Annotated in this window: 14 protein-coding genes and 1 riboswitch; of the genes, 8 read left to right on the forward strand and 6 right to left on the reverse strand. The window is 73.5% G+C overall.

Annotated elements, in window-relative coordinates; translation table 11 throughout:
- Window positions 1–4: 4 nt before the first annotated feature.
- From ACIRS4_RS08430 to ACIRS4_RS08445, 4 genes are all read left to right on the forward strand, one after another.
- Window positions 5–985 carry an ATP-binding cassette domain-containing protein gene (locus ACIRS4_RS08430; RefSeq protein ID WP_404191849.1) on the forward strand — a complete coding sequence of 327 codons (981 nt, stop codon included), beginning with the start codon at window positions 5–7 and terminating at the stop codon, window positions 983–985.
- Window positions 957–3041: a YhgE/Pip family protein gene (locus ACIRS4_RS08435; RefSeq protein WP_404191852.1), complete on the forward strand. Its 2085-nt coding sequence runs from the start codon at window positions 957–959 to the stop codon at window positions 3039–3041. The genes ACIRS4_RS08430 and ACIRS4_RS08435 overlap by 29 nt, the downstream gene beginning before the upstream one ends.
- Window positions 3042–3091: 50 nt before the next feature.
- Entirely contained in the window at window positions 3092–3718 is a 627-nt protein-coding gene (locus ACIRS4_RS08440; RefSeq protein WP_404191854.1) for a TetR/AcrR family transcriptional regulator, read from the forward strand.
- Between the two features lie 448 nt (window positions 3719–4166).
- A complete protein-coding gene (locus tag ACIRS4_RS08445) occupies window positions 4167–5654 on the forward strand; it encodes a phytoene desaturase family protein (RefSeq protein ID WP_404191857.1) in 1488 nt (495 codons plus the stop codon).
- Window positions 5655–5670: 16 nt separating this feature from the next.
- On the opposite strand, the gene ACIRS4_RS08450 is transcribed toward ACIRS4_RS08445, so the two are convergent.
- The 6 genes from ACIRS4_RS08450 to ACIRS4_RS08475 form a co-directional block, all read right to left on the reverse strand.
- Window positions 5671–6627 carry a hypothetical protein gene (locus tag ACIRS4_RS08450; protein WP_404191860.1) on the reverse strand — a complete coding sequence of 319 codons (957 nt, stop codon included), beginning with the start codon at window positions 6625–6627 and terminating at the stop codon, window positions 5671–5673.
- Window positions 6628–6682: 55 nt separating this feature from the next.
- Window positions 6683–7606: a methylenetetrahydrofolate reductase [NAD(P)H] gene (gene metF / locus ACIRS4_RS08455; RefSeq protein ID WP_404191862.1), complete on the reverse strand. Its 924-nt coding sequence runs from the start codon at window positions 7604–7606 to the stop codon at window positions 6683–6685.
- 125 nt (window positions 7607–7731) lie between these two features.
- Window positions 7732–8379: a thiamine phosphate synthase gene (gene thiE / locus ACIRS4_RS08460; protein ID WP_404191865.1), complete on the reverse strand. Its 648-nt coding sequence runs from the start codon at window positions 8377–8379 to the stop codon at window positions 7732–7734.
- A 78-nt stretch (window positions 8380–8457) separates the two neighbouring features.
- On the reverse strand, window positions 8458–8823 hold the full coding sequence (locus ACIRS4_RS08465) for an Rv2175c family DNA-binding protein (RefSeq protein ID WP_404191868.1): 366 nt from the start codon (window positions 8821–8823) through the stop codon (window positions 8458–8460).
- Between the two features lie 74 nt (window positions 8824–8897).
- The gene (locus tag ACIRS4_RS08470) at window positions 8898–10139 is read right to left on the reverse strand and encodes an NAD(P)/FAD-dependent oxidoreductase (RefSeq protein ID WP_404191871.1); all 1242 of its coding nucleotides are present in this window, start codon (window positions 10137–10139) and stop codon (window positions 8898–8900) included.
- Window positions 10140–10171: 32 nt separating this feature from the next.
- Window positions 10172–10522, reverse strand: a complete 351-nt coding sequence (locus ACIRS4_RS08475) for a hypothetical protein (RefSeq protein ID WP_404191873.1) — start codon at window positions 10520–10522, stop codon at window positions 10172–10174.
- A gap of 52 nt (window positions 10523–10574) precedes the next feature.
- A riboswitch (TPP riboswitch) is annotated at window positions 10575–10686 on the forward strand.
- On the opposite strand from ACIRS4_RS08475, the gene thiO reads away from it, so the two are divergent.
- From thiO to pknB, 4 genes are all read left to right on the forward strand, one after another.
- Window positions 10684–11856, forward strand: a complete 1173-nt coding sequence (gene thiO / locus ACIRS4_RS08480; RefSeq protein WP_404191876.1) for a glycine oxidase ThiO — start codon at window positions 10684–10686, stop codon at window positions 11854–11856. It overlaps the preceding riboswitch by 3 nt.
- Complete coding sequence (thiS, locus tag ACIRS4_RS08485; protein WP_404191879.1) at window positions 11853–12053, forward strand: sulfur carrier protein ThiS; 201 nt, start codon at window positions 11853–11855, stop codon at window positions 12051–12053. The genes thiO and thiS overlap by 4 nt, the downstream gene beginning before the upstream one ends.
- A gap of 3 nt (window positions 12054–12056) precedes the next feature.
- Window positions 12057–12851, forward strand: coding sequence for a thiazole synthase (locus ACIRS4_RS08490; RefSeq protein WP_404191882.1), 795 nt, complete (start codon window positions 12057–12059; stop codon window positions 12849–12851).
- Window positions 12852–12982: 131 nt separating this feature from the next.
- Window positions 12983–14932: a Stk1 family PASTA domain-containing Ser/Thr kinase gene (gene pknB / locus ACIRS4_RS08495; RefSeq protein WP_404191885.1), complete on the forward strand. Its 1950-nt coding sequence runs from the start codon at window positions 12983–12985 to the stop codon at window positions 14930–14932.
- Window positions 14933–14950: the final 18 nt, after the last annotated feature.

Genomic DNA, 14950 nt, shown 5'->3' on the forward strand with positions numbered 1-14950 from the left:
AACTGTGGACGGAGTCGGTGTCACAGCCGACGGCCTCGGGCTCCGCGGGCCACGCGGGTGGGCGTTCCGCGGCGTCGGCTTCCGGGCGGAGCCGGGCTCGCTGATCGTGATCGAGGGGCCGTCCGGGTCCGGCCGGACGAGCCTGCTGCTCGCGCTCACCGGCCGCATGAAGGCCACGGAGGGCACGGCGACGGTGGGCACGGCACGGCTGCCCAAGCAGGCGGCCGGGGCCCGCCGGGTCAGCGCCCTGGCCCATGTCGCCGGGGTCACCGACCTGGAGCCGGCCCTCACCGTCGGCGAACACCTGCGCGAACGGGCGCTGCTGGAGCGGCGGTTCTCCGGTTCCGTGCGACAACTGCTGCGCCCGCGCGCGGAGAAGGCCGCCGAGCTGGACGCGCGCGTGGACGACGCGCTGGCCGCCGCCGGGCTCGACGTGGAGTCGCTGGCCAAGGGCGCGCGGACGGCCGTTCGCGATCTGGAACGGCTGGAGGCGCTGCGGCTGTCGGTGGCGCTGGCCCTCGTCGGCCGGCCGGGACTGCTCGGCGTGGACGACGCCGATCTGAAGCTGTCCGAGGCCGAACGCGCCGACGTCCGCTCCCTGTTCGCGTCCCTCACAGCCGGCGGGACGACGGTCGTGGCGGTGTGCGGCGACGCCCCCGAGGACGCGGTCAGGGTGACGACGTCCGGCCAGGACGGCGAAGCCGGCGCGACCGGGGCGGGGGGCCCGGAACCGGACGCGGCTCCCGAGGCGGAGGGCGGCACGGACGCCACCGCCGAGGGGAAAGCCGGGGAAGCCGGGGAAGCCGGGGAAGACGGAATGGCCGGGGAAGCCGCCGAGGACGCGGCGGAGACGGCTACGACGACCGACGCGACAGCCGGGGACGCCCCCGCCGGCGCCCGCGACGACGACCGCGACACCGACGGCCGCGACACCGACGACAAGGAGGACTCGGCGGATGCGCTCCCCGAAACTGGCCGCGCTTGAGCTGCGCCGCTTCGGCCGGGGGCGGCTCCCCCGCGCCGCCCTGGTCGCCCTCCTGCTGCTGCCCCTGCTCTACGGCGCGCTGTACCTGTGGTCCTTCTGGGACCCCTACGGACGCCTCGACCGCATCCCCGTCGCGTTGGTCAACGACGACCAGGGGGCGAGCGTAGGCGGCAGGAGGCTCGCCGCCGGCGACGACATCACCGAGGGGCTGCGGGACAGCGCGACCTTCGAATGGCACGAGGTGAGCGCCGCGCAGGCACGCGCGGGCGTGGAGGACGGGACCTACTACCTGTCGCTGACCATGCCGGCCGACTTCAGCCGGCGGATCGCCTCCAGCTCCGGCGAGACCCCCGAGACGAGCGCCCTCCAGGTCCGCACGAACGACGCGAACAACTACATCGTCGGGCAGATCTCACGGACGGTCTTCAGCGAGGTGCGCACGGCCGCCTCGACGAAGGCCTCGCGCTCCTTCCTCGACAAGATCTTCATCTCGTTCTCCGACATCCACGGCAAGACCGTGGAGGCCGCCGACGGAGCCGACAGACTGACCGGCGGCATCGGAAAGGCCGAACAGGGCTCCAAGGACCTCGCCGACGGGCTGAAGAAGGCCAAGACGGGCAGCGACAAGCTGGCCAAGACGCTGACGAAGCTCGACAAGGGCGCCGGCGACCTGGCGGACGGATCACGCAAGGTCGCGGACGGCACACAGACGCTGGCCGACAAGGTCAACGGCATCGACGCCGAGGTGGGGCCGTACGTCGCGAAGAACGAGAAGACCATCGGGGACACCGCGCAACTCGTCGCCGACTCAGCCAAGGTGGTCAGCGGCCACCTCGCCACGCTGGTGAAGTCCGCGCCGATCGCCGCCAAGGGCGCGCACACGGCCGCCGACACACTGGCCGGCGTCTACACGGCGCGCTGCGAGACCCCGGTGCTGCCCGACCCCGCCTGCGCCGACCTGAAGAAGGCCAGGGACGCGGCCGCCGACGCCGCGTTGATCGCCGACGACGTCAACACGCTCATCGCCGACCAGAACGGCGACCTCACGACGCTCCGCGCGAACCTGGGCACGCTGCAGAAGCAGTCGCAGGCCCTCGCCGACCGCGCCCCGCGCCTGTCCGAGGACCTCACCGACGCCGTGTCCAGGATCAACGAGCTGAACGAGGGGGCCGGGAAGGTCGCCGCCGGCGCGAAGAAGCTGCACACCGGGCTCGGCGCCGCCGACACCGGCGCCGGGAACCTCGACAAGGGCGTCGGCAAGCTCAAGACCGGCGCGGACGACCTCAACGGCGGCATCTTCAAGCTGGTCGACGGCTCCGGGAAGCTCGCCGGCGGACTGCACGACGGCGCCGAGCGGATCCCCGACTACGACGAACCGGCCCGCGACGCGCGCACCGCCGTCATGGCGGACCCGGTGCGCCTCGCCAGCCAGGACCTGCACAAGGCGCCCAACTACGGCACCGGGTTCGCCCCGTACTTCATCCCGCTGTCCCTGTGGGTGGGCGCGATGGTGGCGTACATGCTGATCGCGCCGATGAACCGGCGAGCGCTCGCCGCCGGCGCCTCGGCGTGGCGGATCGCGCTGGCGGGCTGGCTGCCGGTGGTGGCGATCGGCGTGCTGCAGACGACCGCGCTGATGGCGGTGCTGCACTGGGCGGTCGGCCTGCGGATGGAGCGGGCCGCCGGGACGGTGGGCTTCCTGTTCCTGGTGACGGCGTGCTTCGCGGCGCTGATCCAGTGGCTCAACGCACGCTTCGGCGCGGCCGGCCGCATCCTCGTGCTCGCGCTGCTGATGCTCCAGCTGACGTCGGCGGGCGGCACGTACCCGGTGCAGACCAGTCCCGGCTTCTTCAACGCGATCCACCCCTACCTGCCGATGAGTCACGTCGTGGACGCGCTGCGCCGGCTCATCACGGGCGGCGGCCTGGAACCGGTGTGGCACGCGTGCGTGGTGCTCGTCGTGTTCACCGCGGGCGCCCTCGCGCTGACCGCGCTGTCCGCACGACGGCGCCAGGTGTGGACGCTGGACCGGCTGCACCCGGAGCTGAGCCTGTGAGCACGCGATCCCGCCCTCCCGCGAGCCGGGTACCTGTGACAATCAGGGGCATGGAAAGCACCACCACGCCGGGCGGCCGCACCCGCCGCGAGGCCACCCGGCAGAAGCTCTACGAGGCAGCCGTCACCCTCATCGCCGAGCAGGGCTTCTCCGCCACCACGGTGGACGAGATCGCCGAGCGGGCCGGGGTCGCCAAGGGCACGGTCTACTACAACTTCGCGAGCAAGTCCGTCCTCTTCGAGGAGCTGCTGCGGCACGGGGTGGGCCTGCTCACCGCCTCTCTGCGGGACGCCGCCGAGCGCACCGCGCGGGAGGGCGGCAGCCGGGTGGACGCGCTGGACGCGATGATCCGCGCGGGCCTCGTCTTCATCGACCGCTATCCGGCGTTCACACAGCTCTACGTGGCCGAACTCTGGCGCACCAACCGGGCGTGGCAGTCCACGCTGATGGTGGTGCGGCAGGAGGCGGTGGCCGTCGTCGAGGGGGTGCTGCGGGAGGGCATCGAGGGCGGGGAGTTCAGCGAGGAGATCGATGTGCAGCTGACCGCGGCAGCGCTGGTCGGCATGGTCCTCGTGGCCGCGCTGGACTGGCAGTCCTTCCAGCCGGAACGCTCCCTGGACGACGTCCACGCGGCGCTGTCCCGGCTGCTCCAGGGACGGGTCAGCGGACGCCCGTAGGGCGACCGGTCCTCAGGCGCTTTCCCGTGCGCCCTGGGGATGAGCACTCACGGCTGAGTACGCGTACCTAGTGGGGGAGATGAGTACGCGCGCGGATGGGTGCCGGTCCGCGGGAACGGGAGAGTGAAGGCACGGGAAGGGGCACGGCACCGGCACCGCCGACACGGGGCGGCGGAACGGCGCCGGTCCTGGACCGCTCCTTCCGCCGGCCAGGTCGGCGGGAGCGAGGCACGGGGGGACCCGGGGGAACGACCGAACGGGGGAACACGGGGGAACGGGGGAAGCACGAGGAGGCGCCGGTGCGCGGTGGTCCATCGGGGGATGTGACCACCACGGACCGGCGCTTTCGTGCGAGAGCCGGCGCCCCGGCGACGACGCGCGTGTCCCGTCCCGGGTGGACGACGGGCCGGGGCCGTCACTGTCAGTCGCGGCCGATAAAGTCGCGGGCATGGCACGGATTGCGGTGATCGGCGCTGGGATGGGCGCGTTGGCGGCCGCCGCCCGGCTGGCCGTGGCAGGTCACCGGGTGGTGGTGTACGAGCGTACGGAGACGTACGGCGGTGCGGTGCGCCGCTTCGAGAGGGACGGGTTCGCCTTCGACACCGGGCCCGGCCTGCTGCCGCTGCCCGCGGTCTGGCGCGACCTGTTCGTCAAGACCGGCAAGGAACCCCTGGAGGACCGCGTCGAGCTGGTGCAGGTCGACCCGTCGGCACGCCATGTGTTCGCGGACGGCGCCGAGGTCGCCCTGCCGAACGCCTCACGCGCGGGAGTCGTCGCCGCCCTGGAGGAGTCGCTCGGGGCGGGGGCCGGCCGGCGCTGGGGCGACTTCCTCGTCCGGGCCCGGGAGGCCTGGGACCGCACCCGCCGGCCGCTCCTGGAGGAGCCGCTGTGGGCCGACTGGTCGGTGCTGGGCGAGCGCGAGCCCTACCCCTCGGTGCCGCACAAGCGGCTGCTGCGCACCCGGCGGGCCGGCACCCTGGCCGAGGTCGGCGCCTGGGAGCTGCGCGACGCCCGCCTCGCCGCGCTGCTGGAGAGCCACGCGCTCGCGTACGGCCTGGATCCGCGCGTCACCCCGGCGAGCGCGGCCGTGCTGCCGTACATGGAGCACGCGTTCGGGATGTGGTACGTGCGCGGAGGGATGCGGGAGCTGGCCCGCGCGGTGTACGAGCGGTGCGTGGCCCGCCGGGTCGAGTTCGTCTTCGGCGCCGAGGTGACGCGCGTGCTGGAGAAGGACGGCCGGGCGGTGGGCGTGGAGTCGGCCGACGGCGGCTCCGGAGAAGGCACGGTCGCTGAGGCCGACTTCGTCCTCGCTCCGGGAGGGTTTCCCGGGCTCGCCCCGCGCGCCCATGACGAGGTGCCGCCGCAGGCGGGCCTGCCGAGCCGGCTGACCGTGCTGCTGGCTCTGCGGGGCGGGCGTCCGGAGGGGGCCGCCCATCGGACGGTGGTGCACACGGACGACCGCGAGGGCGAGCTGGAGAGCCTCTTCGGCACGGCGCCGGGGGCCCCGGCGAGCCCGACGGTCACGGTGCTGCGGCCCGACGACCCGGCCCTGGTGCCGGACTCCGGCCATGAGGCGGTCGCCGTCAGCTGCGTGGTCCCCGCGGGGGCGGATGTGCCGGCCGACGCCGTGGAGCGGTTGATCGACGCCGCCGGGCGGGCCGTCCCCGGACTGCGGGACCGCCTCCTGTGGCGCGAGGTGCGCACGCCCGCCGTCGTCGCGGACGAGACCGGCGCCGCGGGCGGCGCCGTCCCGGCGCCGGCGCTGGCCGCGGCCGGGGGACGGCTGCTGCATCCGTCCAACTCCACCGGTGTGGAGGGCCTGTACACCGTGGGCGGCTGGTCGCACCCGGGCGGTGGGCTGCCGCACGCCGGCATGTCGGGTGCGCTGGTGTCCGGACTGATCGTGGAGGGACCGGAGTTCCGGGGCTCGCAGTGAGCGGGCCGCGCGGGCGTCAGTACCGGTACTGCTGCTCGTCGTAGCCGTTGCCCTGCTGCCGGCCGTCGCCCTGGTAGGGGTAGTGCTGGTCGGACGGCAGGTCGCCGCCCAGGGAGTCGTCGCTGCGCTGCTGCGGGACCCACACCCCGCCGGAGGGGGTCTCCCCGTAGCCGCCGGAGCCGTACTGGTCCTGGCCGTAGGCCTGCTGACCGTACTGCTGCTGGCCGTACCCGGTGTCGTAGGAGCCCGAGCCGTAGGTCTGGGTGCCGATGTACGGGTCGGAGTAGGCGGCGTACTGCTGTTCGCCGGCGGAGTCGTAGCCGTACTGCTGCTGACCGTACCCGGAGTAGCCGTCGTGGCCGTAGCCCTGGTCGGCGCTCTGGGCGGCCGTCGCGTACTGGTCCTGGGGCTGGGTGGCGGCCGCGTAGGCGGAGTCGCTGTACACGCCGTAGGAGCCGGTGTCGTCGGGCAGGGGCTGCGGCTCGTAGACGGCGGTGGTCCCGGCGGCCCCGCGGGCGGCCGGGGTGAAGACGTCGTCGTGGTCGTCGTCGTAGGAGTCCTTGTCGCCGCCGTAGGACATGCGGTCCCCGCTGAACGGGGCTTCGGCGTCCCGGCCGTAGGAGTCGGCGTCCTCCTCGGCCGGCTCCAGGCCGGAGACCTGCAGGACGGGGTCCTTGCGCTCGGCCCGGCCACGGCGGCCCTTGACGGCCTCCGCGCCGGGGCGGCTGACGGCCCAGCCGGCGGAGAAACCGCGGCGGAACGACAGCGTCACATAGGTCTGGCCGACCGCGAAGGCGGCGGCACCCAGACCGATGACGATGACGTTGGGCATCAGCACGCCCAGCACCACGCCGAGGAAGCCGGCGAACGCCAGCAGCCGGTAGCGCAGCCGCGCCTTGTACTGAAGCAGCACCTCGCCGAGCAGCCACAGCGCGACGACGCCGAACGCGATGTAGAGGACCGTCCAGCCCATGTACGCCCCTCTCCCAGTGGCCGCACGCAGTGTGACGCATCACGGTGCGGCAGGTCTAGGCCTGCGGCGGGTGGTGCAGGCCCAGGTTCTCGTAGATTTCCAGCGTCGCCGTGGAGTTGTTGAGCGTGATGAAGTGCAGTCCGGGCACTCCCTCGGCGAGAAGCCGAGCGCAGAACTCCGTGGCGAAGTCGATGCCAATGGAGCGTACAGCGGCCGGATCGTCTTTGGCTGTGAGGATGCGCTCTTTCAGCTCGGCCGGGAAGTGGGCGTTGCTGAGCTGGGGCAGCCTCTCCAGCATCTTCACACTCGTCACCGGGAGGATCTCGGGGATCACCGGGGTCGGGCAGCCGGCCGCCGCCACCCGGTCGCGCAGCCGCAGGTAGGACTCGGGCTGGAAGAACATCTGGGTGATGGCGTAGTCGGCGCCGGCCCGGCACTTGTCGACGAAGTGCGCGACGTCCTTGTCCCAGTCGGCGGAGCGCGGGTGCATCTCGGGGAACGCGGCGACACCGACGCAGAAGTCGCCCGACTCCTTGATGAGCCGGACGAGTTCGGCGGCGTAGGTCAGGCCGCTCGGGTGCGGCACCCACTCCCCCATGGGGTCGCCGGGCGGGTCGCCGCGCACGGCGAGCATGTTGCGGATCCCGGCGTCGGCGTACTGGCCGATGATGTTGCGCAGCTCGGCGACGGAGTGGTCCACGGCCGTGAGGTGCGCGACCGGGGTGAGGGTGGTGTCGACGACGATCTGCTGGGTCTCCTTGACCGTGGTCGCCCGGGTGGAGCCGCCGGCGCCGTACGTCACCGACACGAAGTCCGGGGCGACCGCCTCGACCCTGCGGAGGGCGTTCCACAGACTGCGCTCGCCCTTGGGCGTCTTCGGCGCGTAGAACTCGAACGAGTAGGTCGTCTTGCCGGTGGCCAGGATGTCGCGCACGGTACGGGCGCGGTCGGTCCTGGTGGATGCGGTTCCGAGGGCCATACCCGCAGGTTAGTCAGGGCGTGACGGCACCCCAACCAGATCCCGGAAATTTGCCCGATTTGCCGGACTGCTGTCCACCCCTTGGACAATCGGCCGGACACTGTCGGACATCGACCGGCCGGAAATCACACCTTCCGCAGCCGCTCGGCGAACTCCGCCGCCGCGGCCCCGGGGTCGTCCGCCTCCGTGATCGCGCGCACGACCACGACACGGCGGGCGCCGGCGTCCAGCACCTCGTCGAGGCGGGCGAGGTCGATGCCGCCGATGGCGAACCAGGGGCGGTCGGTCTCGAGGGCGGCCGTGTGGCGCACCAGGTCGAGGCCGGGGGCGTGGCGGCCGGGCTTCGTGGGGGTGGGCCAGCACGGGCCGGTGCAGAAGTAGTCCACGCCGTCCTGGAGGGCGGCTGCCCCGGCCTCCGCCTCGGCGTGCGTGGAGCGGCCGACGAGCACGTCGTCGCCGAGGATCGCCCGGGCCGCGGGGACCGGCAGGTCGCCCTGGCCGAGGTGGAGGACGTCGGCGCCCGCGGCGTGGGCGACGTCCGCGCGGTCGTTGACCGCCAGCAGCCTGCCGTGCCGGGCGCACGCGTCGGCGAACACCTTCAGGTGCTCCAGCTCCTCCGCCGCCTCCATCCCCTTGTCCCGCAGCTGGACGATGTCGACGCCGGCGGCGAGGACCGCGTCCAGGAACTCCGGGAGGTCGCCCTGGCGCTTGCGGGCGTCCGTGCACAGGTACAGACGGGCGTCGGCGAGGCGGGCGCGGGCGGTGTCGGTCATGCGTGGGTCCCCCGTGGGCGGCGGCCTGCGGGGGCCCGAAAGCCCCCGCAGGCCGGATGGTCGTCCGGAACGAGCTCCTCAGACGGCGAGCGCCTGGGCGCGGCGCTTCACCTCCGTGCCGCGATTCTCGCTCAGGGCCTGGGCCGGCGTACCGGGCAGGCTGTCGTCGGGGGTGAAGAGCCACTCCAGCATCTCTTCGTCCGTGAAGCCGTCGTCCCGCAGCAGCGTCAGGGTGCCCACCAGGCCCTTGACGACCTTGTCCCCGTCGATGAAGGCGGCGGGCACGTGCAGCGCGCGGTTCTCGCCGCGGCGCACGGCGATGAGCTGGCCCTCCTTGACCAGCTGCCGCACACGTGTCACCTCGACGTCGAGCATCTCTGCGATGTCGGGCAGGGTGAGCCAGGCGGGGACGAGAGCATCGATCTTTGCGTCAATCTCGGTCACGGGGTCAAGGGTAGGCGCTCGGGCCGGGTGGCCGCGATGGCTCCCCCCGCCCGAGCGCGGCGCTCCCGGGAAGATCAGGCAATCGCGTTCTTCAGCGGACGGGACGGGTCCGCCAGCACGCCCGCGTCCATGCGGCTGCCCGCCTCGATCAGCCGCCTGCCCTGTGCCAGATCCCGAGGGCGGCCCACGGCCAGAAGGGCGACCAGGTGCTCGTCGCGCAGCCAGCACACGCTCCAGGCCGGTCCCGCCGGGTCGCCGCGCCACACCATGCGGTCGGCGGCGCCGTGGTGGCCTGCGTACTGGACGAAGCGGCCGAACTGCTCGGACCAGAAGTACGGCACCGGGTCGTAGGCCTCCAGGGGCTCCCCGGTGGGCTCGCCGAGGATGTTGGCGGCGACCGTGCGCGGGCCCTGGAGGGCGTTGTCCCAGTGGTGGACGAGGAGCCGTTCGCCGTAGCGCGCCGAGGGGAAGGAGGCGCAGTCGCCGACCGCGTACACGTCCGGCACGCTGGTGCGCAGATGGGCGTCGGCGAGGACCTCGCCGTGCGCGCCGAGCTCGATGCCGGAACCGGCCAGCCAGGCGGTGGCGGGGCGGGCGCCGATGCCGACCACGACGGCGCCGGCGGGCAGCCGCGATCCGTCGTCGAGGACGACCTCGCCGGGTTCGACGCGCTCCACGCGTGCGCGGGTGCGCAGTTCGGCGCCGCTGTCGGCGTACCAGCCGGCCATCGGGGCGGCGACCTCGGCGGGCAGGGCGCCCGCGAGCGGCCGGTCGGCGGCCTCGACGACGGTGACGGCGCAGCCGGCGTCGCGGGCGGCGGTGGCGAACTCCGCGCCGATCCAGCCGGCGCCGACGACCACGACGTCGTGTTGCCGGGCGAGGACGGGCCGCAGCCGTTCGGCGTCGTCCAGGGTGCGCAGCAGATGGACGCCGGGCACGCCCTCCGCGCCGGGCAGCCGGATCGGTTCGGCGCCGGTGGCGAGGACCAGGACGTCGTAGGGGACCGGGCCGGCCTCGGTGTCCAGGACGTGCTCGGCGGGGCGCAGGCCGAGCGCCTCGCTGCCGAGCCGCAGGCCGATGCCGAGGCCGTCGAAGTCGACGTCGAAGGCGGAGCCCTCGGCCTTGCCGAGCAGGACCGCCTTGGACAGCGGCGGCCGGTCGTAGGGTTGATGGGGTTCGGCGCCGATCAGCGTCACCGTCCCGTCGAAGCCCTGCTCGCGCAGGGCGACCGCGGTCTGCACCCCGGCCATGCCCGCGCCGACGACGACCACGCGCCGCCCGGCCGTACCGACTTCGTCCCGTCTCTGCTCGCTCACCTGATCACCTTAGACAACTGACGGATTGTCAGTCAGCCGTCGTGCTCCGTGACCTGCTCCACAACGCTCGTCCCGCTGCCGGGCTGCGACTCCCACTCCCATGTCTCGTCGAGGCGGACCCGGCCGTCGGCCAGCTCCACCACCGTCGACACGCAGTGCCCCGAGGACGTCGTCCCGTCGTGCTTGAGCTGTACGTACCGGAAGTCGAGCCGGTCCCCGATACGGGTACCCACCAGATGCCCTCTCACGACGTCGCCGCCCGCGTAGTCCGCCCAGATCACACCGTCGCGCTCGTGGTACGAGAAGCGGGTGCGGGTGCCGACCTGGCCGGGGGCCTGGTCGGCGACGGGGGCGAGGACGAGACCGTCGAGCGAGGGCGGCACGGGGTGGGACTCCCTTACTGAGACATACGAGGCCGGGCTAGGGTGGCCAACCTAGAGCACTCGCGGGAGCCCGGACGCACCGGGCTGAGAGGGAGGCTGGCGGCCTCCGACCGTACGAACCTGATCCGGGTCATGCCGGCGAAGGGAGGGGCTGGACGCCCATGTCCGCACGTACGTCAGACGTCCTCGTCGTCGGGGGCGGAATCATCGGCCTGGTCACGGCGTGGCGGGCCGCGCAGCGCGGTCTGGTGACCGCGGTGGTGGATCCCGAGCCGGGCGGCGGGGCCGCGCGGGTGGCCGCCGGGATGCTGGCCGCCGTCACCGAACTGCACCACGGCGAGCAGACGCTGCTCGGCCTGAACGTGGAATCGGCGCGCCGCTACCCGGAGTTCGCGGCCGAGCTGAGCGACCTCACCGGTCACGACCTCGGCTACCGGCGCTCGGGCACCCTCGCGGTGGCGCTGGACGCCGACGACCGGGCCCATCTGCGTGAACTGCACACCCTGCAGCAGCAGTCGGGGCTCACGTCACAGTGGCTGTCGGGGCGGGAGTGCCGGCGACTGGAGCCGATGCTCGCGCCGGGCGTGCGCGGCGGGCTGCGCGTGGACGGCGACCACCAGATCGATCCGCGGCGGCTGGCGGGTGCGCTGGTGGTCGCGTGCGAGCGGGCGGGCGTGGTCTTCCACCGCCGCTGGGCCGAGCGGCTGTCCGTGGGGTCGGTGGGGGGCGGCCGGGCCGACGGGGTCGTCACGGACGACGGGACGGCGCTGAAGGCGGGGCAGGTGGTGCTCGCGGGCGGGAGCCTGAGCGGGCGGCTCGCGGGGGTGCCGCGGGAGCTGCTGCCGCCGGTGCGGCCGGTGAAGGGGCAGGTGCTGCGGCTGGCCGTGCCGCCCCGGTACGCGCCGTTCCTGAGCCGCACGGTGCGGGCCGTGGTGCGCGGCAGCGACGTCTACCTGGTGCCGCGGGAGAACGGCGAGCTGGTCGTCGGCGCGACGAGCGAGGAGCTGGGCTGGGACACGACGGTGACGGCGGGCGGCGTCTACGAGCTGCTGCGCGACGCCCATGAGCTGATCCCCGGGATCAGTGAACTGCCGCTGACGGAGACGCGCGCGGGGCTGCGTCCCGCGTCGCCGGACAACGCGCCGCTGCTCGGGCCGAGCGGTCTGGACGGGCTGCTGCTGGCCACCGGTCACCACCGCAACGGCGTGCTGCTCACCCCGGTGACCGGGGACGTGCTGGCGCATGTCCTGACCACGGGCGAACTGCCCGACATGGCCCGCCCGTTCACACCCCGGCGCTTCGGCGCCGCCGCACTCTCGGAGCAGCCCGCATGAACATCCACGTCAACGGCGAGCGGCGGGACGTCGCCGCCGGCACCGCGCTCGACGCCATCGTACGGTCCCTGACGGCGGCGCCCTCCGGGGTGGCGGCCGCGCTGAACGAGACCGTCGTCCCGCGCGCGCGGTGGGCCGCCACGGCCCTCGCCGAGGGGGACCGGGTGGAAGTCCTCACGGCCGTCCAGGGAGGCTGAACCATGACCGACGATCCCCTCGTCCTCGGCGGCACGACGCTGTCGTCCCGCCTGATCATGGGCACGGGCGGCGCGCCCAGCCTGGAGGTGCTGGAGCGGGCGCTGGTCGCGTCCGGGACCGGGCTGACGACGGTCGCGATGCGCCGGGTGGACCCTTCGGTGCACGGGTCGGTGCTGTCGGTGCTCGACCGGCTCGGGATACGGGTGCTGCCGAACACGGCGGGCTGCTACACGGCCGGGGAGGCGGTGCTGACGGCGCGGCTGGCGCGGGAGGCGCTGGGGACGGACCTGGTGAAGCTGGAGGTCATCGCGGACGAGCGGACGCTGCTGCCGGATCCGGTGGAGCTGCTCGACGCGGCGGAGACGCTCGTCGACGACGGGTTCACGGTGCTGCCGTACACCAACGACGATCCGGTGCTGGCGCGGAAGCTGGAGGACGTGGGGTGCGCCGCGGTGATGCCGCTGGGCTCGCCGATCGGGTCCGGGCTCGGGATCCGCAACCCGCACAACTTCCAGCTGATCGTCGAGCACGCGCGTGTGCCGGTGATTCTGGACGCGGGGGCCGGTACGGCGTCGGATGTGGCGCTGGCGATGGAGCTGGGGTGTGCGGGGGTGATGCTGGCGTCGGCGGTGACGCGGGCGGCGGATCCCGAGCGGATGGCCCGCGCGATGCGGGCGGGGGTGGAGGCGGGCCGGCTGGCCCGGCTGGCGGGGCGGATTCCCCGGCGGTACTTCGCCACGGCGTCTTCTCCCGCGGAGGGCTTGGCCGTGCTGGATCCGGAGCGTCCCGCGTTCTGATCGCTCCGCCCGGGCGGAGCGTCGGGCTGCGGCTCCGGGGCAGGTCCGCGCTCATGGCATGCGTCACAGGTCCGCTGCAGTGCGGTGGCGGGTGGGGTGGGGGTGTCGGTGCGGGCTCGTAGACTCGCTGCGTGGACACGACCCTTCAGGACCCTCTGGTCGGGCAGGTGCTCGACGGGCGCTATCGCGTGGAGGCGCGGATCGCGGTCGGCGGGATGGCCACGGTCTACCGGGCCGTGGACACCCGCCTCGACCGCGTGCTCGCGCTCAAGGTGATGCATCCGGCCCTCGCGAGCGACGCCTCCTTCGTCGACCGCTTCATCCGGGAGGCCAAGTCCGTCGCCCGGCTCGCCCACCCCAACGTCGTACAGGTGTTCGATCAGGGTGCGGACGGGGCGTACGTCTACCTCGCCATGGAGTACATCGCCGGCTGCACGCTGCGCGACGTGCTGCGTGACCGGGGGGCGCTCCAGCCGAGGGCCGCGCTGGACATCCTGGAGCCGGTGCTCGCCGCGCTCGGCGCCGCGCACCGGGCCGGGTTCGTGCACCGGGACATGAAGCCCGAGAACGTGCTCATAGGGGACGACGGGCGGGTCAAGGTCGCCGACTTCGGTCTCGTGCGCTCCGTGGACACCGTCACCAGCACCACCGGCGCCGTCCTCGGCACCGTCTCCTACCTGGCGCCCGAGCAGATAGAGCACGGCACGGCCGACGCGCGCGTGGACGTGTACGCGTGCGGCATCGTGCTGTACGAGATGCTCACCGGCGACAAGCCGCACGAGGGGGGCACACCCGCCGTCGTGCTGTACAAGCACCTCCACGAAGACGTGCCCCCGCCCTCGGCCGTCGTGCCGGGTCTGGCCTACGAGCTGGACGAGCTGGTCGCCTCGGCGACGGCCCGCAACCCGGACGTACGCCCGTACGACGCCGTGGCGCTGCTCTCCCAGGCGCGGGCGGCGCGCGCCGCGCTCACCGAGGAGCAGCTGGACGCGTCGCCCCCGCAGGCCCTGTCCGCGGAGCACGACAACGCCGAGGACCGCACGAGCGTGATCCCGCGCTCCCTCACGGTCCCCAGGCCCCTGCCGATCGGCGAGAACGACCCGGCCGACCGGGCCGACGGGGACGGGGAAGGGCTCGACCGGACGTCCCGGTTCCGCAGCCCGCCCCCGCTGCCGCCGCAGCGCCGCTCGCTGCCGCCCCGGGGCCGGACGGTGGCGATCGTCACCCTGGTCCTGCTGGTCCTCGGCGTCGGCGCGGGCGTCTGGTACATCAACTCCGGACAGTTCACCAAGGTCCCGGCGGTGCTGACCCAGACCGAGGAGCGGGCCAGGCAGCGGCTGGAGGCGGCCGGGCTGGAGGCCGGCACCACGAAGCACGAGTTCAGCGACACCGTCGCCCGTGGCACGGTCATCTCCACCGACCCCGGGCCGGGCTCCCGGATCCGCAAGAACGACGCGGTGACGCTCGTCGTGTCCGACGGGCCCGAGACGGTGAAGGTGCCGTATCTGAAGGGCTTCCGGCTGGCCAGGGCCAAGGCCCAGCTGAAGGACGACAGCCTGGAACCGGGCATGGTCACCCAGGAGTTCGACGAGGACGTCCCCAAGGGCGCCGTCATCCGCAGCGACCCCGAGGCGGGCACCGAGCGCCGCGCGGGCACCGCGGTCGCCCTGATCGTCAGCAAGGGCAGCCCGGTCGACGTCCCGGAGGTCGTCGGCGACAGCCTGGCCGACGCCCGGGCCGCGCTGACGGAGGCCGGCCTGAAGGTGAAGGTCGCCGCCGGGCAGGTCAACTCCGAGTACGACAAGGGCCAGGTCGCCGCCCAGTCGCCGGCGCCGGACAAGCGGGTCGCCGAGGGCGACACCGTGACGCTGACGCTGTCCAAGGGGCCGGAGATGGTCGAGGTCCCGGACGTGGTCGGCTCCAGCGTCGACGACGCCAAGCGGCAGCTGGAGCAGGCAGGGTTCGGGGTCAAGGAGGACAGGGGCCTGCTGGGGCTGTTCGGGGACACCGTGAAGAAGCAGTCGGTGGACGCCGGGGAGACCGCGCCCAAGGGGTCGACGATCACGATCACCATCCGGTGACCGGGCAGTCCCGCAGGC

Origin of the sequence: Streptomyces sp. NPDC101166 (genome assembly GCF_044768125.1) — a bacterium.
Taxonomy (GTDB): Bacteria; Actinomycetota; Actinomycetes; order Streptomycetales; family Streptomycetaceae; genus Streptomyces.

What these genes read in the sequence shown, in the direction of transcription:
- ACIRS4_RS08490 (WP_404191882.1), top strand. Translation starts at nt 12,057, where the DNA reads ATGACCGACGATCCCCTCGTCCTCGGCGGCACGACGCTGTCGTCCCGC.
- thiE (WP_404191865.1), bottom strand. Translation starts at nt 8,379, where the DNA reads ATGACCGACACCGCCCGCGCCCGCCTCGCCGACGCCCGTCTGTACCTG.
- thiO (WP_404191876.1), top strand. Translation starts at nt 10,684, where the DNA reads ATGTCCGCACGTACGTCAGACGTCCTCGTCGTCGGGGGCGGAATCATC.
- ACIRS4_RS08445 (WP_404191857.1), top strand. Translation starts at nt 4,167, where the DNA reads ATGGCACGGATTGCGGTGATCGGCGCTGGGATGGGCGCGTTGGCGGCC.
- ACIRS4_RS08440 (WP_404191854.1), top strand. Translation starts at nt 3,092, where the DNA reads ATGGAAAGCACCACCACGCCGGGCGGCCGCACCCGCCGCGAGGCCACC.
- ACIRS4_RS08450 (WP_404191860.1), bottom strand. Translation starts at nt 6,627, where the DNA reads ATGGGCTGGACGGTCCTCTACATCGCGTTCGGCGTCGTCGCGCTGTGG.
- metF (WP_404191862.1), bottom strand. Translation starts at nt 7,606, where the DNA reads ATGGCCCTCGGAACCGCATCCACCAGGACCGACCGCGCCCGTACCGTG.
- thiS (WP_404191879.1), top strand. Translation starts at nt 11,853, where the DNA reads ATGAACATCCACGTCAACGGCGAGCGGCGGGACGTCGCCGCCGGCACC.
- ACIRS4_RS08435 (WP_404191852.1), top strand. Translation starts at nt 957, where the DNA reads ATGCGCTCCCCGAAACTGGCCGCGCTTGAGCTGCGCCGCTTCGGCCGG.